Source organism: Desulforamulus putei DSM 12395, from assembly GCF_900129195.1.
GTDB classification, from domain to species: Bacteria; Bacillota; Desulfotomaculia; order Desulfotomaculales; family Desulfotomaculaceae; genus Desulfotomaculum; species Desulfotomaculum putei.
The window spans coordinates 18,116-39,116 of the sequence record NZ_FQUY01000011.1 but is presented as its reverse complement, the minus strand read 5'-3'; the positions used below and the strand labels follow the sequence as shown (position 1 = coordinate 39,116).

General features: G+C 51.1%; 23 protein-coding genes, 1 tRNA gene and 2 riboswitches. Of the genes, 18 read left to right on the top strand and 6 right to left on the bottom strand.

The genetic code is table 11. From position 1 onward, the window contains the following. Nucleotides 1-150 precede the first annotated feature (150 nt). Both BUB67_RS08685 and BUB67_RS08680 read left to right on the top strand, forming a co-directional pair. Nucleotides 151-753 (top strand): DedA family protein, encoded by a 603-nt coding sequence (locus BUB67_RS08685; RefSeq protein WP_073238818.1) that lies wholly within the window; start codon nt 151-153, stop codon nt 751-753. Between the two features lie 188 nt (nt 754-941). Continuing rightward, nucleotides 942-1,895 carry an SGNH/GDSL hydrolase family protein gene (locus BUB67_RS08680; RefSeq protein WP_073238816.1) on the top strand — a complete coding sequence of 318 codons (954 nt, stop codon included), beginning with the start codon at nt 942-944 and terminating at the stop codon, nt 1,893-1,895. 36 nt (nt 1,896-1,931) lie between these two features. On the opposite strand, the gene BUB67_RS08675 is transcribed toward BUB67_RS08680, so the two are convergent. Then, on the bottom strand, nt 1,932-2,165 hold the full coding sequence (locus BUB67_RS08675; RefSeq protein WP_073238813.1) for a hypothetical protein: 234 nt from the start codon (nt 2,163-2,165) through the stop codon (nt 1,932-1,934). Nucleotides 2,166-2,523: 358 nt separating this feature from the next. On the opposite strand from BUB67_RS08675, the gene trpE reads away from it, so the two are divergent. From trpE to BUB67_RS08630, 9 genes are all read left to right on the top strand, one after another. Then, complete coding sequence (trpE, locus tag BUB67_RS08670) at nt 2,524-4,047, top strand: anthranilate synthase component I (RefSeq protein ID WP_073238810.1); 1,524 nt, start codon at nt 2,524-2,526, stop codon at nt 4,045-4,047. Beyond that, complete coding sequence (locus BUB67_RS08665; protein ID WP_073238807.1) at nt 4,028-4,597, top strand: anthranilate synthase component II; 570 nt, start codon at nt 4,028-4,030, stop codon at nt 4,595-4,597. Before trpE ends, BUB67_RS08665 begins: the two co-directional genes overlap by 20 nt. A 30-nt stretch (nt 4,598-4,627) precedes the next feature. Then, entirely contained in the window at nt 4,628-5,665 is a 1,038-nt protein-coding gene (gene trpD, locus BUB67_RS08660) for an anthranilate phosphoribosyltransferase (protein ID WP_073238803.1), read from the top strand. Beyond that, nucleotides 5,662-6,459: an indole-3-glycerol phosphate synthase TrpC gene (trpC, locus tag BUB67_RS08655; RefSeq protein ID WP_073238800.1), complete on the top strand. Its 798-nt coding sequence runs from the start codon at nt 5,662-5,664 to the stop codon at nt 6,457-6,459. Before trpD ends, trpC begins: the two co-directional genes overlap by 4 nt. Then, entirely contained in the window at nt 6,449-7,084 is a 636-nt protein-coding gene (locus BUB67_RS08650) for a phosphoribosylanthranilate isomerase (RefSeq protein WP_073238797.1), read from the top strand. Before trpC ends, BUB67_RS08650 begins: the two co-directional genes overlap by 11 nt. Continuing rightward, nucleotides 7,071-8,261 (top strand): tryptophan synthase subunit beta, encoded by a 1,191-nt coding sequence (trpB, locus tag BUB67_RS08645; RefSeq protein ID WP_073238794.1) that lies wholly within the window; start codon nt 7,071-7,073, stop codon nt 8,259-8,261. The genes BUB67_RS08650 and trpB overlap by 14 nt, the downstream gene beginning before the upstream one ends. After that, nucleotides 8,258-9,085 (top strand): tryptophan synthase subunit alpha, encoded by an 828-nt coding sequence (trpA, locus tag BUB67_RS08640; RefSeq protein ID WP_073238791.1) that lies wholly within the window; start codon nt 8,258-8,260, stop codon nt 9,083-9,085. The genes trpB and trpA overlap by 4 nt, the downstream gene beginning before the upstream one ends. A 191-nt stretch (nt 9,086-9,276) precedes the next feature. Beyond that, entirely contained in the window at nt 9,277-10,023 is a 747-nt protein-coding gene (gene sigI / locus BUB67_RS08635; protein WP_073238788.1) for an RNA polymerase sigma-I factor, read from the top strand. Next, nucleotides 10,016-11,176, top strand: coding sequence for an anti-sigma factor domain-containing protein (locus BUB67_RS08630; protein WP_143157029.1), 1,161 nt, complete (start codon nt 10,016-10,018; stop codon nt 11,174-11,176). Before sigI ends, BUB67_RS08630 begins: the two co-directional genes overlap by 8 nt. An 11-nt stretch (nt 11,177-11,187) precedes the next feature. On the opposite strand, the gene corA is transcribed toward BUB67_RS08630, so the two are convergent. Then, nucleotides 11,188-12,156 (bottom strand): magnesium/cobalt transporter CorA, encoded by a 969-nt coding sequence (gene corA / locus BUB67_RS08625; RefSeq protein WP_073238782.1) that lies wholly within the window; start codon nt 12,154-12,156, stop codon nt 11,188-11,190. A 184-nt stretch (nt 12,157-12,340) separates the two neighbouring features. Next, nucleotides 12,341-12,509, bottom strand: a riboswitch (M-box (ykoK) riboswitch). Nucleotides 12,510-12,697: 188 nt separating this feature from the next. Next, a complete protein-coding gene (locus BUB67_RS08620; protein ID WP_073238779.1) occupies nt 12,698-13,408 on the bottom strand; it encodes a hypothetical protein in 711 nt (236 codons plus the stop codon). A 329-nt stretch (nt 13,409-13,737) separates the two neighbouring features. On the opposite strand from BUB67_RS08620, the gene BUB67_RS08615 reads away from it, so the two are divergent. The 3 genes from BUB67_RS08615 to BUB67_RS16410 all read left to right on the top strand — a co-directional run bounded on the left by BUB67_RS08615 (nt 13,738) and on the right by BUB67_RS16410 (nt 16,305). Further along, nucleotides 13,738-15,468: a [Fe-Fe] hydrogenase large subunit C-terminal domain-containing protein gene (locus tag BUB67_RS08615; RefSeq protein ID WP_238456997.1), complete on the top strand. Its 1,731-nt coding sequence runs from the start codon at nt 13,738-13,740 to the stop codon at nt 15,466-15,468. Between the two features lie 100 nt (nt 15,469-15,568). Continuing rightward, nucleotides 15,569-15,654: riboswitch (cyclic di-GMP riboswitch) on the top strand. 73 nt (nt 15,655-15,727) lie between these two features. Further along, nucleotides 15,728-15,916: a putative motility protein gene (locus BUB67_RS08610; protein WP_073238776.1), complete on the top strand. Its 189-nt coding sequence runs from the start codon at nt 15,728-15,730 to the stop codon at nt 15,914-15,916. 230 nt (nt 15,917-16,146) lie between these two features. Beyond that, nucleotides 16,147-16,305: a hypothetical protein gene (locus tag BUB67_RS16410; protein WP_159431824.1), complete on the top strand. Its 159-nt coding sequence runs from the start codon at nt 16,147-16,149 to the stop codon at nt 16,303-16,305. A gap of 79 nt (nt 16,306-16,384) precedes the next feature. On the opposite strand, the gene BUB67_RS08605 is transcribed toward BUB67_RS16410, so the two are convergent. Continuing rightward, nucleotides 16,385-16,472, bottom strand: a tRNA-Leu gene (locus BUB67_RS08605). A gap of 360 nt (nt 16,473-16,832) precedes the next feature. Here BUB67_RS08605 and BUB67_RS08600 point away from each other — a divergent pair. The 4 genes from BUB67_RS08600 (at nt 16,833) to BUB67_RS16175 (ending at nt 19,238) form a co-directional block, all read left to right on the top strand. Further along, nucleotides 16,833-17,432, top strand: coding sequence for an RNA polymerase sigma factor (locus BUB67_RS08600; RefSeq protein WP_073238773.1), 600 nt, complete (start codon nt 16,833-16,835; stop codon nt 17,430-17,432). A 14-nt stretch (nt 17,433-17,446) separates the two neighbouring features. Next, the gene (locus tag BUB67_RS08595) at nt 17,447-18,523 is read left to right on the top strand and encodes a zf-HC2 domain-containing protein (RefSeq protein ID WP_073238770.1); all 1,077 of its coding nucleotides are present in this window, start codon (nt 17,447-17,449) and stop codon (nt 18,521-18,523) included. 191 nt (nt 18,524-18,714) lie between these two features. Further along, a complete protein-coding gene (locus BUB67_RS08590) occupies nt 18,715-18,939 on the top strand; it encodes a NifU family protein (protein ID WP_073238766.1) in 225 nt (74 codons plus the stop codon). Between the two features lie 74 nt (nt 18,940-19,013). Further along, the gene (locus BUB67_RS16175) at nt 19,014-19,238 is read left to right on the top strand and encodes a NifU family protein (protein ID WP_159431823.1); all 225 of its coding nucleotides are present in this window, start codon (nt 19,014-19,016) and stop codon (nt 19,236-19,238) included. A 13-nt stretch (nt 19,239-19,251) separates the two neighbouring features. Here BUB67_RS16175 and BUB67_RS08580 read toward each other — a convergent pair whose 3' ends face one another. After that, nucleotides 19,252-20,151 (bottom strand): selenium metabolism-associated LysR family transcriptional regulator, encoded by a 900-nt coding sequence (locus BUB67_RS08580; protein WP_073238760.1) that lies wholly within the window; start codon nt 20,149-20,151, stop codon nt 19,252-19,254. Nucleotides 20,152-20,232: 81 nt separating this feature from the next. Beyond that, the gene (locus BUB67_RS08575) at nt 20,233-20,997 is read right to left on the bottom strand and encodes an N-acetylmuramoyl-L-alanine amidase family protein (RefSeq protein ID WP_073238757.1); all 765 of its coding nucleotides are present in this window, start codon (nt 20,995-20,997) and stop codon (nt 20,233-20,235) included. Nucleotides 20,998-21,001: the final 4 nt, after the last annotated feature.

The window sequence follows — 21,001 nt, the reverse complement described above, 5'->3', positions numbered from 1 at the left end:
TTGGCCTTTGGCCTTTGGCTTAGAAAATGGAAACCACCTGTAAGGGGACTCTTACAGGTGGTTTTTGGGTTATTGGAAATGATTTGCAGTTAGCGCTTTTTTAAATAGTTAACGCCCTGCCCGGCTATAATAAGCCGGGGAGGGAGGCTATTGTTTGACAAGATCTTAAAAATACTGAGCAGCCTGGGGCTGCCCGGGTTGTTGGCGGGAGTATACCTGGAGGCCCTGGGGGTACCCTTTCCGGGCAGCGTTCTGGTGGCCCTGGCCGGTTTCCTGTCCAAACAGGGAAAAATCAACATGATCCTGGCCTGGCTGGTGTCCCTGCTGGGGTACATATTGGGGTCAACCACCGCTTTTTTAATCGGGCGTCACGTGGGGGAGCCCTTTATCAAAAGGTGGGGCAGGTTCCTGCAATTGACGCCGCAACGGTTTGACCATGCCCGGCAATGGCTGCAAAAATCCGCCCCGGGATTCATTATCGGGGGGCGGTTCATCCCCACCGTTGGCAACATCACTCCCTACGTGGCAGGCATCAGCGGCATATCCCTGGTTCGCTTCCTGTTGTATGACATGATCCATGCCCTGCTCTGGGTAACCACCTTTTTAGGCGCCGGGGCCCTGCTGGGCAGAAACTGGCACCGCCTCATGGACACCCCCTGGTTGAAATGGTTCTGGGTGGCAGGGGGTCTCATCTTGCTCATCTACATTTTTCGCCACAGGATTCCTTTTTATCATAGGAATAAGGTTTCATGAAACAAGGGTCAGGCTTGCATTATGGCAGTTTTTTAAAATACCTGCAATGATGCCAGCCTTGCCGTTTTTACTTTTGGTATTCCGCATAACGCCTGAAGGAAACAGAGTTCATTTGCCGAATGTTCCTGCATATTGCTATAGAAGATGCATTGCATTTGATTATCTCGTTGTTAAGGAGGGAGTTCCCCATGATCAATGTCGTTCAGTTGGATACATCCCTGCTGGGACTGCAGGAACGAAAGGGCGAACAAGTGATGCACGCTGAGGATTTTGGACCTCCGGAAGCGTCCTGTGAGCATAGAATCCGCATTGTTACGGGGGAGACCTGCAGGGTTGCGGAGGCCAGGGGGTTAAAATCCCTGTTGATACCGGTGATAAACGCAAGGGCGGAGCAAATATCCCCGGAGGCCGCCGCCAGGTTGATGGTTTCGGAAGTAAGGAGATATTTGTCCCTGGGTTCAGACATTGAGGAAGTAACCTTTGCTTTGCCCGATGAGAAAGGGGTTGAGGCCTTTCGGAGGGTGGCCGTCAGGCAGAAAATTGTCTGCCTAGGGGACAGCATTACCTACGGCTATCCGGACGGTCCCCCATGTTCCTGGGTAACCGTCGTGGCGGCGGCCACCGGTTATCCTTTTATCAACCGCGGTATCAGCGGTGAAACCACCGGACAAATGCTGGCCCGCTTTGAGCGGGATGTGGCAGCTGAGGAACCCGCCTATGTCATCTTTGCCGGCGGCCATAACGACGGGTGGATGGGTATATCTCTGGCGGAAGTACAAGAAAATATCATTGCTGTTGTTAACCGGGCCTTTGCTAACGGCATCTGCCCCATCCTTGTCTTACCCTCACCCCTCAATATCCGGCAAATGCTGCAGTGTTATGAGGGGACCCAAGAAGAGGCCCGGCGGTATTTCACCAGGTTGGAGCAAATCCGACAATGGATCAGGCAGTATGCCGGGGAAAGGGGTCTGCTGACCCTGGATTTCCACACTCCCCTGCTGGATGGGAATTCAGGCCAGGGGGATCCCAGGTACCTGCTGGACGGGGGACATCCGACTCATCAAGGCTACCGTATACTGGGGGAAGCTGTCATTAAACAATTGGCGGGCCGACTGCATTTTAGTAATGCTCTGATGGAATAAAACCAATACTCCCCTGGTTGCCAGGAGAGTTCTTTCCTATTCCAGACCTAAAACCTGCCGCAATGCTAAAATATGACGGCATTTAAAAGAGGGATCGCGGCGGGAGCGCCAGCGGAAGGTACAGCAGTCGCAACTGTTCAGGGTGGTGGTTAACTCCCAACGACAGTCCGCTTCCACCACAGACCCCCGGTCCGGGCCGGTTATATAGACCACCAGATCGCCGACGGGGTAAGGTTCAAAGAGCTTTACCGATAAATTCTTGCCTGACAACGTAAATAGCCACCTTTCTGATGTTCAATCTGATTTTATATGATAGTTTATGCAGCCATCACCATAATTCCTTCTTTAACAACAAGTTTTCATTTTCTGTCAAATAATCATTGACTGGGACACTTCTTTTGTGTTAGTCTAATTGGTAGTTAGCATAGATTAGTTGAGTTGATCTTAGTTAAATAGCAGAGCAGAGTTGAGAGGAGCTGAGAAAAGTGAGCGGGATAGGTCTGTTTAGAAACCGGTGCTCCCTTTCGAGCTGCCGGTTTTTTTGTTTTTATTTCCAGAGAGAAGGCATCTGCCCGGCGCCAAGGGGTACGGCAAGTGGATTTTATAAAAAAGTAGGAGGTGATTTTTCTTGTACTACCCCTCCCTTGAAGAATATTGCTCATTATCGGAGGAATATAACCTCATTCCGGTCTGCCGTGAATACCTGGCGGATACCGAAACTCCCGTGTCCATCTATCATAAGTTGTCTCCCCGGGGACCCAGCTTCCTGTTGGAAAGCGTAGAAGGTGGGACGACACTGGCACGGTACTCATTTATAGGAATGGATTGTTTTCTAAACTTTCGTTTTCGTAACCAGGGGGAATACTGGGGAACTGCGGGCCGGGCCAAGCTGCATGGTAGTCCGCTAAAGGCGCTGGGGGGCCTGTTGAGCAGGTTCCAAACCCCTGTACTGCCGGATATGCCCCGCTTTACCTCCGGCGGCGTGGGGTTTTTTGGCTACGACCTGGTGCGTTTCCTGGAACGTCTACCTGAATTTAAACAGGATGACCTGGGTCTGCCCCTTTGCCAGTTGATGTTTCCGGGAATGGTGCTGGCCTTTGACCATGTCCGCCGCACACTGTTGGTGGTGGCCAATCTTCCTTTGTCCGGCCACCCGGCAGAGACCTACCGGGAGGCTGTAAAAAAGATTGAGCAGGTGGCGGAACAAATTTTTTCGCCTCAAGGCACCCCGGTAATTTACCCTCTGAGCGGCTCCGTACCCTATCCCAAAGACCTGTTAAACCAGTATTTAAAAGAGCATTCCTCTTTAAGCCGCAACCAGTTTGAAGCTGCTGTCAGCCGGGCATTAGAATATATCCGTGCCGGGGACATTTTTCAGGTGGTGTTATCCCAGAGGTTCAGCCTTCCCTTTGCCGGCGCCCCCTTTGATCTCTACCGCAGGCTGCGGTCCATTAATCCTTCACCCTATCTCTTTTACTTAAATTTCGGAGACCTGGCGGTGGTGGGGGCTTCCCCGGAAATGCTGGTACGGGTGGAAGGGGAAAGGGTGTTTACCCGCCCCATTGCCGGCACCAGACCCCGGGGCAAGGATGCCGCCGAGGATGTCAAACTGGCGGCGGAGTTGCTGGAGGACGAAAAGGAAAGGGCGGAACACCTGATGCTGGTGGACCTGGGGCGCAATGATCTGGGCAGGGTCTGTATCCCGGGAACCGTTGCAGTGCCGTATTTTATGAAGGTGGAACGTTACTCCCATGTCATGCACCTGGTTTCGGAGGTAACGGGAACACTGGAGGTAGGTAAAACCAACCTGGACGTGCTGGCTGCCTGCTTCCCTGCGGGTACGGTCTCCGGGGCGCCCAAAATAAGGGCCATGGAAATCATTGAAGAATTGGAGCCCTTACGCCGGGGGCTTTATGCCGGAGCGGTGGGTTATCTTGATTTTGCCGGCAATATGGATACCGCCATCACCATTCGCACCGCCGTGCTGCACGGCGGGAGAGCTTACTTGCAGGCAGGGGCGGGGATTGTGGCAGATTCCGACCCCGCCAGGGAATACGAAGAATCCCTGCACAAGGCCAGGGCCATGGCAGCGGCTGTCCTGGCAGTATCAGAAAAGGAAGGGGGGAGCTCCCGTGCTGGCCGTGATCGATAATTATGATTCCTTTACCTATAACCTTGTTCAGTTGGTCAGGGAGCTGGGGCAGGAAGTCAGGGTTTATCGCAATGATGCCATTACACCGGCAGAATTGTTGGCTGAGGGTGTGACCGGTTTGATTCTCTCGCCGGGGCCTGGCAGACCGGAACAGGCCGGCATCTGCCTGGAAGCCGTGCGGCAGCTGCATGATAAAATACCCATTCTGGGCGTTTGCCTGGGACATCAAACCATTGCCCAGGCCCTGGGAGGTAAGATCATTGCGGCCGGTCGCCTGATGCACGGCAAGACGTCCATCATCCTGCACGATGGCTGCGGGCTTTACAAGGATCTTCCCCGGTCCTTTACAGCCACCCGCTACCATTCGCTGGCGGTGGAGGAAGAGACATTGCCCTCCTGCCTTAAAGTAACTGCCAAAACGCCGGAAGGGGAGGTGATGGGAATCCGTCATCTACATTACCCGGTGGAGGGAGTTCAGTTTCACCCCGAGTCCATTGCCACCACCCAGGGGAAAGCCCTGCTGAGAAATTTTCTTCAGCAGTGTTCATAAATGAGTTGAGTTGAGAAGGAGGAGAGAAGAGTGATCACTGAAGCCATTAAGAAAGTGGTGACGGGAGAAGACCTGTCCGAGGCGGAAGCCCGGGATACCATGAAGGAAATCATGGAAGGCCGGGCCACCCCGGCGCAAATTGCCTGTTTGCTGACAGCCCTGCACCTGAAGGGAGAAACGGCGGCGGAAATTACCGGTTTTGCCCGCACCATGCGGGAAAAGGTGACCCCGGTTAAAACCTCGCGAACCGGCCTGGTGGATACCTGCGGCACAGGCGGGGACGGCGCCAACACCTTTAACATTTCCACTGCCTGTGCGCTGGTACTGGCCGGGGCCGGTTTGCCGGTGGCCAAACACGGCAACCGATCGGTTTCCAGCAAGTGCGGCAGCGCCGATGTGCTGGAGCACTTGGGTGTGGCCGTAAACCTGACCCCGGAAGAAGCGGGATTGTGTCTTGATAAGGTGGGAATTACCTTTCTCTATGCGCCGTTGCTGCACGGGGCCATGAAGTATGCCGCAGGTCCCAGAAAAGAAATCGGCATTCGGACTGTTTTTAATGTCCTGGGTCCCCTGACCAATCCCGCCTTTGCCCGGAACCAGGTACTGGGAGTCTACTGTGCCGATCTCGCCCCGGTCATGGCCCGGGTTCTGGCCAATTTGGGCACCGGGAGGTCCTTTGTGATCCACGGCTGCGGCGGCCTGGACGAAGTGTCCCTGGCCGGGGAGGCCCTGGTCTATGAGGTAAGGGGGAACGAGGTTAAACAGATCTCCCTGGATCCCCTTGATTTTGGACTTGCACGGGCTCCCATCGCGGCCCTGGCCGGTGGGGATGCCAAGAAGAACGCCAGAATGATCCAAAATATCTTAGACGGCGCTCCCGGACCCCAGAGGGATGTGGTGGTCATAAACGCAGCCCTAGGCCTGGTGGCAGGGGGGATGGCCCGGGACATTGCCACCGGCGTCAGGCTGGCTCAGGATGTCATCGACTCGGGCAGCGCCCGGAAGAAGTTAAAACAGCTGGTGGAGTTTTCGCAGACTCTGGTCAGGGAAAGGACGGCGGCGCTTTGATTTTACAAAGGATCATCGAAAGCAAGAAGCAAGAAGTTGAGAAATTAAAAAGGACCTCCGATCTGAGAGACATGGCACGGCAAATCACCAAGTTACCGCCGGCCAGGGATTTTAAGAAAGCCATCGGTTTGCCCGGCAGCGTAAGCCTGATAGCGGAGATTAAGAAAGCTTCTCCTTCCAAAGGGATTCTTTGCCCTGACTTTGATCACCGCCGGTTGGCCCGCATTTACAGTGAAAACGGGGCTGCCGCCATCTCTGTCCTCACCGATGCCCCGTTTTTTCGCGGGCACCTGGCCTACCTGGAGGAGGTGCGTCAGGAAACCGAGCTTCCCCTGCTGCGCAAAGACTTTATCATGGACCCGTTGCAGCTTTACCAGAGCAGGCTGGCCGGTGCCGATGCCGTTTTACTGATTGCCGCCGTCCTTTCCGATGAGGAACTGACCCAATTGCTGGCATTGGCTGAAGACCTGGGTCTGCAGGCTCTGGTGGAGGTGCATACACAGGAAGAACTAATGAGAGTACTGCAAGCAGGGGCCGAAATCATCGGTATCAACAACCGCAACCTGCATACCTTTGATACCGACCTGGTCACTACCGGTACTCTGATGGGATTGATCAACGGGCCAGGTATTACGGTTGTCAGTGAAAGCGGTATTCACAACCGGGAGCATATACAGTTCCTTAACAGCCTGGGAGTTCATGCCGCTTTGGTGGGAGAGGCCCTGGTGACCGCCCGGGACATTGGGTGCAAAGTAAGGGAATTGGCAGGGGGAGGTGGCTGCATTGCAAGTTAATACCGTCCGCATAAAAATTTGCGGCGTCCGGGATCCCCGGATTGCTGAAACCGCAGCTCTGGCCGGGGCAGATGCCATCGGCATGGTCTTTGCCCCCGGCAGGCGTCAGGTGACCCCCGAGCAGGCCCGTGCCATCTGCCAGGCCATCCCCCCGCTGGTTGCCCGGGTGGGGGTCTTTGTGGATACTCCGGCGGCAGAGGTGCGTCAGATCGCCCACTACTGCGGGCTGGACCTGGTGCAGCTGCACGGCCGGGAAAGCCCGGACTACTGCCGGGAACTGGGCCTGCGCTGCATCAAAGCGGTACCCGCCCGGAACCGGCAGACCCTGGAACAGGCCAGCATCTACCCTGTGGCCGCCCTGCTGGTGGATACTTACTTAGAAGGTGTGGCCGGTGGTACCGGTCAGCCCTTCAACTGGCGACTGCTGGAGAACTTGCCCCTGAAAGCGCCTTTAATCCTGGCCGGGGGACTGAACCCGGCCAACGTTGGGCGGGCAGTGGCCCTGGTGCGCCCCTACGGGGTGGATGTTTCCAGCGGGGTGGAGGTCAACGGGCAAAAGGATTTGCAGCTTATAAAAGCCTTTATTAAACGTGCCAGGGAGGTGTCCGCATATGCAGCCGGATAGCAGAGGATATTTTGGGGCCTACGGGGGGACCTTTGTTCCCGAGACCCTGATGCCGGCCCTGGAGGAACTCATAGAGGCCTACCAGAAAGCCCGGCAAGACGATGATTTCCAAAGAGAAGTAGAGTACTACTTGCATCACTACGTGGGACGCCCCTCCCCGGTCTATTTCGCCGCAGCCCTCAGCAGGCAAATCGGGGGAGCCCGCATCTTTCTCAAACGGGAAGACCTGAACCATACCGGCGCCCATAAGATAAACAACACCATCGGTCAACTGCTGCTGGCCCGCCGTATGGGTAAACAACGTATTGTAGCGGAAACCGGGGCCGGCCAGCACGGGGTGGCCACCGCTACGGTAGCCGCCATGCTGGGTATGAAATGTGTGGTGTATATGGGAAAAGAAGATACGGAGCGCCAGTCCCTGAACGTGTTCCGCATGCGCCTGCTGGGAGCCGAGGTGGTGGAGGTTTGTTCCGGCAGCGGCACTCTGAAGGACGCCATGAATGAAGCCATGCGGGATTGGGTAACCAATGTGCGGGATACCTTTTATGTCATTGGTTCGGTGGCCGGCCCCCATCCTTATCCCATGATGGTAAGGGATTTTCAAGCTGTCATAGGACGGGAAGCTAGGCGGCAAATGCTGGAACAAACCGGCGCCCTGCCCCACTGTGTGGTGGCCTGTGTGGGCGGCGGAAGCAACTCCATGGGGATCTTTCACGCCTTTTTAGAGGATGCCGATGTAAAGCTGGTGGGGGTGGAGGCCGGTGGACTGGGACTATCATCCGGGAAACACGCCGCTCCTTTAAATGCCGGCCGGCCGGGGGTGCTGCACGGGTCTTACAGCTACCTGGTGCAGGATCGGTACGGCCAGGTTACGCCGGTTCATTCCATATCGGCCGGGTTGGACTACCCGGGTGTAGGTCCGGAACACAGTTATTTAAAGGATAACGGAAGGGTACACTACGCCGTTGCCACCGACCAGGAGGCTCTGGCGGCCTTTCACCTGCTTTGCCGCACCGAGGGCATTCTGCCGGCCCTGGAGAGTTCCCATGCCCTGTCCGAGGCGGTAAAACTGGCCCCGCAAATGGAAAGCCACCAGAACATTCTGGTTTGTTTATCGGGCCGGGGAGACAAAGACGTGCATACCGTGGCCAGAGAAATGGGGGTGGATTTAGGATGACCGGAGTTCAGCAGTTGGCAGAGAAATTTGCCCTGTTAAAAAAGCGGAGCGAAAAGGCTCTGGTGACGTATATTACCGCCGGCGACCCTGACATGCAAACCACCGGCCGGCTGGTTTTAGCCATGGACCGGGCCGGGGCCGACATCATTGAACTGGGAGTTCCCTTTTCCGATCCGTCGGCCGACGGGCCGGTGATCCAGCGGGCTTCCACCAGGGCTCTCCGGAATCATACAAACCCGGCGGGCATTCTAAAGCTGGTGGAAGAGGTAAGAGAAAAAGTAAAAACCCCGCTGGTTTTGATGTCCTATTACAACCCCATCCTGCAATACGGTCTTAACGCTTTTTGTGCCGATGCCGCCCGGGCCGGGGTGGCGGGTCTGATTATACCGGACTTGCCCGTAGAGGAGGCCGGTCCCCTGATCACCGAGGCAGACAAGGTGGGTTTGGCGTTGATTCCCCTGGCGGCCCCCACCAGCAACAGGCACCGTTTGGCCAAGATCACCGCCGCCGCCCGGGGATTTATTTACTGTGTCACCGTAACAGGCATCACCGGTACCCGGCAGGACGTCACCGGCGAGATCGCCCGGCTTGCCGGCCAGGTCAGGGAGTTTACGGACCTGCCCATTGTGGCGGGGTTTGGTATTGCCACAACGGATCAAGCAGCAGCGGTGGCACGGTACTGTGACGGTGTGGTGGTGGGAAGCGCCCTGGTCCGATTGGTGGAGGAGCAGGGAGAGGACAGTTTACAATCCGTGGCCGGTTTAACCAGGCAGCTTAAAGGAGTTTTATCATCCGCCCAGGTACAATTTGGAAAAAATGGATAACAATTTTCGGGTTGCTCATTATTGCCATCCCAGATAAAATAATAGTAGACCTTGTCCCCTGCCAATTTTATAAAGCAGGGGTTTTTTTATTCCGACACCCCCATATATGATAACGGCTTCGTAATAAATAACAGACAACACAAATCATGTTCGGGGGGGATCAGTTCGGGGTCAGGGGGAGTGACCACGTTTTGACATTAGAGCAATATACGGCACAGTATCTGGATCAGGCCAGAAAGGGCGATACCCTTGCCAGAGAACAACTATTAACCGAGGCCAAACCGTTTATTCAAAGCGCCTGTATCAAGGTTTGCGGGCGTTCTCTGGAATGGGGCAGGGACGATGAATTGAGCGTTGGTCTTATGGCGTTTAATGAAGCCATTGACCGGTTTGAAGAAAAAAGGAACATTCCTTTCCTTGGGTTTGCCCGTCTGGTGATCAAAAGCCGGCTGGCAGATTATTTTCGCCGGGAAGCCCGGCACAGGCACCAGCCCCTGGAGTACCAGGCGGCGGATGATGTGCCGGTTCAATTGGAAACCACTCAGGCCTGGGAAAAGTATCTGTTTGAAGCGGAGGCCAGAGAACGGCAGGAGGAAGTGATTGATTTTCAAAAGGAACTATCCCTGTATGGCATTAGCTTCAGTGAACTGGTGGAAGCTTCGCCAAAGCACAGGGACTCCCGGGAAAGTTTGATGGCAGTGGCAAAACAAGTGGCAGAACAGCCGGATTTAATGGATCATTTAATCCGCACCAGGCGGTTGCCCGTTAAAGAATTGGCCTTAAGCTCAGGGCTGCACCGGAAAACCATCGAAAAGGGACGACGGTATATCATTGCCATGGCGCTGTTGTTGCATCAAAGGGAGCGTTTTATTTACCTGTATTCTTATTTAAAACTAACCGGTTGGTCAAAAGGAGAGGAGGGAAGCAGTGGTGATTAAAGGGATTTTGGTTCAAACCAAAGGGCCTGTCGGTGTGGTAATGACCCCGGACGGGCGGTTTGTCCGGGTGTTGTTAAGAAAAAATCACCGTACCCTTGGGCAGGAGGTAACAGGGATTGAACTAAAATTTCCCTCCTTGCTTCAGGGGGGGGCAGTGGCTTCCGTCCTTATCCTGGTTTGTATCATCGGCCTGTGGGCCAAAATGATGCCGGCTTCTGCGGCGGCCTATGTGGCTCTGGATATTAACCCCAGCTTGGAATTGGCGGTGGACAATAAGGGAACGGTGATGAAAGCCACGGGGTTGGATGAAGACGGCCGGCAATTATTAAAAAAGGTGCCGCCTGAGAAACTGGAAGTTTACCAGGCGGTGGAACTGCTGGTGGCAGGTGCGGCCCGGTATCACTATTTAAATGATACCAATAATGTGGTGCTGGCCACCGTGACCCCGGCCAGGGAAAATACAACCGTGGTGGATGAAGAAAAACTGGCGGCTACAGTCAATCATACTGTGACTGCCTTAAACACCCCGGTGAAAGTGATCACCGAAAGGGCTACCGTTGAAGAGCACAAGCTGGCCGGCCAAAAGGGAGTTTCCGTGGGGCGCTATTTAATTCACCAGGGCAGCAGCAAGCAAGGGGCCCGAATTTCCCTTGATGAAGTAAAGAACAAGGGACTTGGTCAATTAGAAAAGGAAAAGGGCATTGAAATACAACATGTTTTGCCCCATGCTAAATTTAAAGGTCAAGAGGACTTAAAACCAGTTAACCACCGGTTCAAACAGATGCCGCCGGGACAAATCACAAAAGAGCAAAGACAACAACGGCTGCCAAACAACAAGCCCCTGCAAACCAACCAAAAGAAACAAGATCATGGAGAGGATCAAGGCAATCAAGAAGGTAAAGAGGACAAGAAACAAAAAGATGAAGATGAGACTGAACAGCGGCGGTATGACCGTCGCCATAGCCCTTCAGGCCCGCCGCAGCATACACAGCAAATCAAAGACAGCGCTTTGGATAAAGCGCCGGCGGAGAAACATCCGTCCCATCCTTCCGACGGGACTCAACCCGGCAAACCCGATAAAGGGCCGAAAGGAAAAGAAAAAGAGGATAAAAACTTTATAAATAAAGAAAATGCCTCTGCCACGCAGCGGTAGAGGCATTTTCTTTACATCCATTTCTTTTGGCGAAAAATCACAATCATCCACATGGAAACCAAAATCAAACCTATGGTAATGCTCACGGTGGACCATACGGAATCCTGGTCCGGTAAAGGAACATTCATACCAAAAAAACCGGTCACAAAGGTTAAGGGCATGAAGATCGTAGAAATCACCGTTAAAACCCGCATGGTCTCGTTGGTCCGGGCGCTGATAATAGAAGAATAGGTGGCCAGGGCGCCGTCCACCAAGTCCTTATAACCGTCAATGGTGTCGGAAATCCGCTCCAGATGGTCCTTCAAGTCCAGGTAGTAGGGCTGGTTGTCCTCACTGATGGCAAAGGAGCTGCTGCTGATGTTGTAAAAGATCTTGCGCTGGGGAGTGATGGCCCGGCGCATGGTTAAAATGGTTCTCTTGAGGGCCAGGAACTCATCGGTGGTCTCTCGGCTGGGCTTTTCGTAAATTTCATCTTCCAGGTCTTCAATACGATCGCCGATTCGGTCCAGTACCGGAAAGTATTCATCCACCAAACCGTCGATAATGGAGTAAAGAAAAAAGTCTTTACCTTTATTGGACACCTTGGTGTCTGTCAGGCAGATTTTTGCCATCCTGCCCAGACTGGGCAGGGTGTTTTTATGAACGGTTACCACATAGTTTTCACCCAGAAAAATGTTGAGCTGCACCAACATAATTTCTTCGTCCCGTTCTTCGTTATAGCGTATGGCGTGGATCACCAGAAAATGATAATCGTCGTATTTGTCCAACTTGGCCCGGGGGCTGTAGTGCATGCAGTCCTCCACTGCCAGTTCGTGAAAGCCAAAGGCGTTGGCCACATATTTTAATTCCTGCTCGGAGAAGTTATACAGGTCCACCCACAGCAGGTTTTCTTTATGGGCCAGTACCTGGTGCAAGTTGTCCAGACTGATGTCATGACGCATTTTCTTTTCAGTATGGTCATAAAGATAGGTCTTAATCATCGGCATTCACCTCCAATGAGCGCTGTCATTTGGCAAAGGGGGCCAAATGGGTAAGAATGAAAGAATAGTATTTTTGGTAAATCCCCAGGATACGGATCATCCATTCTTACCACCTCCCACTGGCAAAATAAAAAAACCTTCGTGTAAACAGAAGGTCATAAAAACACCCGTAAAAGGGCACTCAGGCCTTCTCCTCTCGTACAAGCTTTAGCACATACATAGCTAGGGACATGTGCCCCAGCCACATTAGGTAAAACCTTAAGCCGGTAGTACCTGTTAACCCGTTAGAGTCTCTCGACATTTCCGGGCAGTGGCATCTGTCTATGTAGAAGCCTCACCTAACGAAGAAAACTATTCACTTAATATAAAATATAGAATATACAAGCCAAAGTGTCAACACATATTGGGTAAATTTTAAGCAATTTGGCTTGCCAGCGGGGATTGGTTACAAATATTGTTATTTATCTATTGCTTCCTAAGAATAACTTCTGCTAAGTTCGGTTTGTCGCACTCTGATCATTCCCCAAAATCTTACTATAAATCAGCGAACCGTTTTCATGTCGGCGTGCCGTTTTAAAACATTTTGTACCACTGTTTCATCCATACCGAGAAGTCGCCCGATGGAATCGATCAATCCATCCGCCTGTCTGGGAATGAATTCGGGAGACGTAGCCACGGTGATTATCTCTGCGGTCTCCCGGAAAACAGGAAGGGACTCCGCCTTCAATAAACGGTAAGATACTGTCTTCTTCCGCCCATCCGGTAACAGACAAAGTAGTTCCGCGTGCAGAATGTTATCCTGTAAAAAAGTCTTTCCCAGTTGGGAGGGTGCAAACATGGTATGGAGCAAGTTCGGCTGGCTAATATCCACGGCATCATCGGGGAAGACCCAGTAGATGTCCGAAATCAGCCCCTCCCGAATGGAATGCCACAAATAGTTCTGGCATCCCAGCATTTTGAGGTTGGTCAGGCTTGGACTGCTGTGTCCGTATAAATCACTGTGTGCATCAATGTGAATGACAGTGTTATCAGGCTTTCCATTCAACCACCATCGTAAATGGCTCTGCATGTGGTTGGTAAAGAGATAACGCTTGTGTCCGAAAAAAACTTCTTTTTGTTTTAGAATAGTAAACAGGCCTGCCGGTTCCCTTATCTCAAAGGTTTCACCGGCGGCGGGCCGGTGGTTGGTAACTGATTCCCTTATAATGGGAGAAACAAAATAGTCCAAATCGATATCTAAATAAAGGACCAAAGGACGACCTCCTTTTCCATTGCTAGAAATTTATTATACCATGTTGTTTCAAAAAGAGGCGGTTCCCCGTTATATCAGGGCAATCTGTCTCGTTCGGAAACAATCATTTTATTTTAATAGACTCATAGATTAATTTTGAAGACTTCTGTAGGATCCGGGCATTAATTTTGCGTGTAATAAAGCCATAAGATGATCTGTGTTCAATTTATCTTGGTTTCTAAACAGTTTGGAAAAATCCTTTTTAAGCGAATGTTCCGGTATTCTATAAGAGGAGTTATTAACACATTGTCGAATTCTGATTGTATAACTCCTTGTTTGATGCCCGGGGGGTGATCATTATTGCATTAATAACCACTGATCATGACAATTGCCGCAAGTGTTATGCCTGTGTAAGGGCCTGCCCTGTTAAGACCATTTCAATTAAAAACGGCCTGCCGGAAATTGTAGAGGCTGGATGTTTGGGATGCGGGCAGTGTGTACTGGCATGTTCAATAGGCGCGAAAATAGTTCAGGACGATACTCCCATGATTCAAAAGTGGTTGTCCGAGGGAACCAGGGTACTTGCAATGGTTGCGCCGTCTTACCCGGCTTCCTTTCAATTAAAAGGCGGTCAACTGGTTGCCGCACTCCGTCGCTTGGGGTTTTCCAGTGTACAGGAAGTGGCCTACGGCGCTGGAATTTGTGCCAGAGAGTATGCAAAATATTTCAGTGGGCAGAACGTCAAAACCATGATTTCAACCGCTTGCCCTGCGGTTGTTCAACTGGTGGAAAAACACTTTCCAAACCTAATCGAAAACCTTGCTCCCATCGATTCGCCCATGTTAATCCAGGCCAAGGTTATGAAAGCCGTTCAACCGGACTCTAAAGTTGTTTTTATCGGCCCGTGTTTTTCTAAAAAGTACGAGTCCACAGACCCTAACACAGAGGGATATGTTGACGCGGTGATTACTTTCAGGCAGCTCAACCACTGGTTTGACAGGTCAGAGATTGATTGGCGGCAACTGGCAGAACAGCCATGGGACAACCCGCAGCCGCATATAGCCCGTACCTTCCCCATCAGCGGCGGCCTTTTAAAAACTGCCGGCATGTTTGAGGATATCACCAGCATGGACATCGTAGTGGTTGAAGGGGCCCGGCGCTGCATCGAAGTCCTAAAGGCCATTGACAGCGGAGATTTCACCCCCAGGTTTGTTGATATGCTGGTTTGCGAAGGCTGTGTCATGGGGCCGGGGGTGGTCAGTGATAAGTCCTATGTGGTAAGGTCTCATCAGGTGGCGAAAACCGTTAATCAAAGTAATCATTCCGTTTGTAACGAAGAGATGCAGCCGGTACTGGAGAAGTTGGATTTCACAAGAACATTCAAAGCCAGGCCGGTCTTGAAGAAAACTTTCACGGAGGAACAGGTCTGGCAAACCCTGAAAGAAACCGGCAAACATAACATCAGAGATCTCATTAACTGCAGCGCCTGTGGTTATGATACCTGCTGGGAAAAGGCTGTGGCATGCCTGCAGGGGATGGCTGAAAAGGAAATGTGCTTGCCCTTCCTGTTAAGACAGGTTCCCGCCTTGACCAACAGCCTGATGGATATGAGCAATAAATTAATGCTTTCTATGGAATCCATTAATTTTTCGACCCTTACCCTCAAGGGCACCACATCTAAAATAAACAGCAGGAACCAACAACTAGAGGCCTTGATTAAGGAAACCAACACCATCGCCAAGGACACCCTGGAATTGGCCAACAAGGTCTTGCTAATGGTCTCTCAGTATCAATTACCCATGGAAGACGATGCTTTACCCCAACAGCCCCTGGCCTCTTCGGATATTGAAGAGATTAGAAAAATTGCCGCCCAAAGCAAGCTCCAGTCCGAAAAGGCCACCAAGGCCTTTGAGGATATTGCCAGTGTTTTAGCGCGTTTGCGAGAAGACAGTATCATGATCATGGAGCAGGAAAAGGCTATCAAGGTGGTAACCAGTTCTCTGGAACAAATTGTAGCCACCTATGATCAACTGCTCAATATCGGCGCCGCTATGGCCAGTATCGGAAGAAATTATGTTTAACCTGAAGATCCGGATTCTGCCGGGCCTTCTCCCTACCCATCACCGTAAAAGGAAAATATTATCACATTAAGAAGAATTTGCTTTATAATAACTCTATAACCACTGAAAAAGGCAAACTTGGCGAAAGCTAAGGACGCAAAGCCACGGGTCTAATGCAACCAATGCTATGACAGCCGGGCTGCCAGGCAGGGAGAACAATCACCATGCCCCTGTTGCTTGGCTGTGGGTTTACCCAAACCAGAAACAAGGGGGGAGAATGATGGACGTTGCTGCAGTATCTACGGCTTTATCACAAGCCAAGACCAAAGAAGCCGCAGGGATCATGGTCCTGGACAAAGTGATAGATATTGCCGTGCAAAACGCCAATGCCATTAATAAGTTAATTTCCGACTCCATGGACCATGTTCCGGAATCTCATTTGGGAAAATATGTAGATCAATATGCCTAGTGTTTTTGCCCGGACAGTGATCCGTCTTTCGAACCTGTATCATTTGCAGGTTTTTCTTTTTTCGAAGATATAATCAAATCATAATACGCGTTTCCACAAAACAGAATCGTCTTGGGATGTTCACCATGTTTACCATATTTAGCAAAAAAGTGGAACCTCTCTGCATTTGTATCCATATTATGGAACAATATAACGCTAGATAATGTTAAGTACTCTTGGGGGTGAAAGGGATGAAAAACAATGAAGAACTGCAAAGGAAGGTAAAAGAGGAACTGTTCTCAAGAATCACGGAGGCTGGATTAGAAAAAATTGAGGATTTTCTTAATGAATTGGAAGAACTTATTAAAAAGTACAGTAATAATAGCTCGGATCATGGGGTCAATGCATAATAACATAAAATAAAAAACCGACCAGACGTGCACCAGTACAAGAAATGCCTCACCCAGACCGGTGAGGCATTTCTTGTACTGGTGCCGAAGGTGGGAGTCGAACCCACACGGGTTTAAGGCCCGCCGGATTTTGAGTCCGGTGCGTCTGCCAGTTCCGCCACTTCGGCTTAAAAGTAACTGCTTGTTCATTATACGAAAATACAAGCAAAGTTTCAAGAGCAAAATAAAGTTTTTTTACTCCCCCTGGGTAGAAAATGATTGAAAAAATAATATTTTTTTGTTACAAAAAGTTGAAGTTACCAGTCATATAATTGAAGAGTTATCTGCTTTTCTGATTTGTGACCGGCGGGGGCAGCGGCTGCCATACATGGTTTTTTTTAGCTAAAGGAATTATCGAAGGGGATGTAGAACAATCTTTTTGCAGGATATATTGAGGTTATTTGACGAGCTAACTGGAAACATTATGCCAGTGCTTTAATATTCTGGAAGAGACATACAAACCTTGTGGTGGAGAAGGAGGGGGACCCTTGCCCCTGGAAGATCAGTTATTAGTGGAGCGCAGCAAAAAAGGTGATCGGGAGGCCTTTGAACACCTCGTCCAATTATATGAAAATAAGGTTTATACCATTGCTTACAGATTGATGGGAAATCATGCGGATGCAGCAGACCTGGCCCAGGAAGCTTTTATCAAAATCTACCAGGCACTGCCAAATTTCCGGGGCGACTCCAGTTTCAGCACATGGATTTATCACATTACCGTCAATGTCTGCCGGGATGAATTACGGAAAAGGCAAAGAAGGCCGACAGTTTCACTGGATGAACCTGCAGCTGACGGGAATAACAATACATATGAGATCCGAAGCGCCGCTCCTGGTCCGGAAGAAATGCTGGATCGCAGTGAAACTCAGGCAATGATACAACATTGCCTCAATACTCTGTCGGACGATTACCGGACCATTCTGGTCATGCGGGAGATTCAGGAACTGTCCTACGAAGAAATTGCAGAGATACTGGGTTGTTCTTTGGGAACTGTAAAATCCCGTTTAAGCCGGGCCAGACAGGCGTTGAAGGAGAAAATCAGCAAACACCTGGAACCTTCATCCCCCTGCAAACGTCTAGCAAAGTAAAGGAGGGATGTTCCGTGCGTTGCCAGGATGTTTTAGAAATGCTGTCACCTTACCTGGACGGGGCGCTTACTCACGCCGAGCGGGAGGCGGTGCGCGTTCACCTGGCCCGTTGCCCCGGATGCGGTGCTGAGCTGGAAAGACTCAGGACTACCCGGCGCCTGCTGCAGGAACTCCCTGAACTGACCCCGCCAGCCGGTTTTCGGGCTGGCTTGATGGAAAAGATTGAACAATTACCTGCTCCTGAACAGGTACCTCAGTATAAAGGCTGGTTAGACCGGGTCAGCGGTGTGGCCAGAAGTACCTGGTACCGTATGGCTGCGGTGGCAGCTGTCATGGCCATGACCATTGGACTGACAGCCCTTTGGGAGAAGGAAGGCAACCAGTTTCTTCCTGTTGATCCCGGAGCCAGGGATACGGTTGTTGCGGTTCAGGAACCACAGCAACCCGGCAAAGATCAGACGGTTCCCCTGGATGACCTGCAAATCCCTCCTCAGGAACCCGGTGGCGCAGTCACCAACCCTGCCCCCCCTTCCCTGGGTCCCAATGTTGGGGATGACGCAACCCCGGGTAAGACTGGTGCAGCCGTGACCGTTTCTAACAACAGGAGTATTTGGCAGGGAGAAAGTTTTGTGCCTCAGCCCAGTGAAGGCATGGTTGCCGCCAGCGCCATCCTGAAGTTGGACGTTGAGAATTTGGAAGCAGCTTTGAAGTCTGTGAATGCCATTGTCCAAAATAGCGGGGGTTCTGTTTATCAGCCCTACTCCGGTTCGGATGAAACCGGGACCGTCGGTATAAAAATTCCCAGAAGCAGCTATCAGCAAGCCATTGGCTCCTTGCAAAGTTTAGGCAATGTTGTCACTTATCTGCCCAGCGAAAAGGACTTAAGCGTCACGCACAAGGAAGCCAGGGAAAAGATGAGACAGCTCAAGGCCAGGCAGACAGAACTTGAAGCAAAGCTCACAGAAGGGTTGAGTGCTGACCTGCAAAAACAATTGGCAGAAGTAAATGCTTCCTTGGAAGAACAGATTGAGACAATAAAGCAATTAGAAGACCGCAGCAGTTACTGTCTTATTACCGTTACCCTGATGTAAACATTTATATATTGGGCAAAACCGGAGCGCTTAGATGTTGCTTCGGTTTTAATGTTTTGTGAAGGGTCTTACATTTTAATTAAATAACCAAATACTGCTTGTCATGCTGTATAAAAATGGTTACAATGATTTTGTGACATGGAGGTTATAACACAGGATAAGAAGTTTGTCCTAATAAAGGAGGCTAAACAATGAAAGAGAAGGTAAAAGAAGTATTAGAGCAAGTTCGGCCTTTCCTCCAAAGAGACGGCGGGGATGTTGAATTTGTTGATTGCGATGAAAACGGCGTAGTGAAAGTAAAGCTAAGAGGCGCTTGCGGCAGCTGCCCCGGAGCCCTGTATACGTTAAAAAATGGTATCGAGCGCACTTTGAAGCAACAGGTTCCTGAAGTTAAAGAAGTTGTGCGTGTGGACTAAAACTCTTTGTACTAAAGAGCAGCGGTTCTGGAGATATTTTAGATTAGGACCTGCAACAAGGGGGGTGAAACAAAATGCGTGAGAAGGTTCAAGAGGCTTTGGATAAGGTTCGCCCGTTTCTGCAGAGAGACGGTGGCGATGTTGAACTGGTGGATGTTGATGAGGCCACCGGCGTTGTCAAGGTAAAACTGAAGGGAGCCTGCGGTGGTTGACCCGGCGCTGTTTATACCCTGAAAAACGGGATTGAGCGGTCGCTCAAGCAGGCTGTTCCGGAAGTTAAAGAAGTTGTACAGGTATAGTTATATCCCCCTGCTAGGCAGGGGGATTTTGCTTCAGTGCAAACTGAATAAAGGTCTCCACCATGGGACTTTTATTTTTACGGCGGGGATAAACCAGGTATAAATCCCGCTGCATGGGATAGTCCTTCACCTTTATCGTTACAATCTTCCCCAGGGCTTGTTCCTTTAATACCGCCCAGCGAGAAACAACGGAAACGCCGGCGCCGGCTTCCACTGCTGTAATGACAGCTCCGGTACTCCCCAGTTCCAGAGCAATGTTCAGTTTATCCGGTGTCAGGCCCCCCTGGGCTAAGTGGGATTCCACCACCGATCTGGTCCCGGAACCTGTTTCCCGCCAAACCAGAGGTTCCCGGGCCAGTTCATGTAAAGTAATCTCCGGAGAACCCGCAAAGGGGTGTTCCGGGGGAACAATGACCACCAACTCGTCGGAAAAAAATTTAACTCCTTCAATGCGCTTGTTATTGGGCAGCATGCCAACGGCAGCCAGGTGAGCGGATTCTTCCAGCAGCTTCCGAATGGCTTCTTTGGAGTCCCCGATGTGCAATACGAATTGTACGTCCGGGTATTCCTTTTTAAAGGCGCCGATAATGGGAGGCAAAATATAGTGACCGGGAATGGTGCTGGCCCAGACAATCATACGGCCGCGAATCTCGCCGGACATCTGTCGGATGTCTCGCTCCGCCCGGTTCATAAGGTCTACGATTTCCCTGGCATGCCGGTAAAATACCTCCCCGGCCGGGGTAAGGCTTACACCCCGGCCCTTTCGCTCCACCAGGGCAGTTCCGAAGTGAGACTCCAGCGCACTTAACTGCTTACTGATGGCGGGTTGGGTAATGTGAATTTCTTGGGCAGCCAGGGACAAGTTTTTCTTTTCGGCCACAGCGATAAACGTTTGCAGTGTTGCTAAGTTCATTTCAATCACCAGGCATATTATAGCATTTTAAAGTTTTTGATAGCCAACATGTTTCCTAATTTTTATGTTACCTGGATGCAATTAATCATTGTTAATACGGTGGAGCAGCCGGTTGATAACGGTTGCAAACTCACCCCAGGTTACCGGAGCATCGGCAGGATGATCATTGGCCAAAAGACCTGCTTCCTTTAGTTTCTGAATTTCCTGCTGAGGGTTCCAAACCGGCGGGCCCACCGGGGGTGGTGTTGGGGTGGGTTCAGGCGCTGGCGTCGGTTTCGGTTCCGGTTCCGGAGAGGCCGGGGATAATTTCAAAGCGTTCACAATCCCCCTGGTGATCCCGTCACATAACCCGTTGATAAATTCATCATCCTTTAACAATGCCGCATCTTTGGCTGTATCAATAAAAAGATTTTCAATTAACACCGCAGGCATAATCGTTTCCCTTAGAACAACAAAATTGGCTGTTTTTTCCCCCCTGTCGACCACGCCGTAATTTTTTAGAAAGGCTACAATGTTTTTGTGTATTATTGAACGATAGGAAGAAGTGCTGGCGTTTACCGGACCGTTGTAAATAAAACTTTCGAATCCGGTACCACCGCCTGCATTGACATGAATGGAAAGGAAATAATCCGCTCCCAGGTTATTGGCAAAATTAGCCCTGGCCTCCAGAGAGAGATAGGTGTCGTCGTCCCGGGTCAGCTTTACCGCCACATCGTAGAACCCCAGTCTTTTGGCAACCTTGCGGGCCAACATCAGAGTGATCTCCTTTTCCAGTAAGCCATTGCCCACTGCTCCGGGGTCCCGCCCACCGTGGCCGGGATCTAAAACAACCAGTTTTTTCGCCATTTTA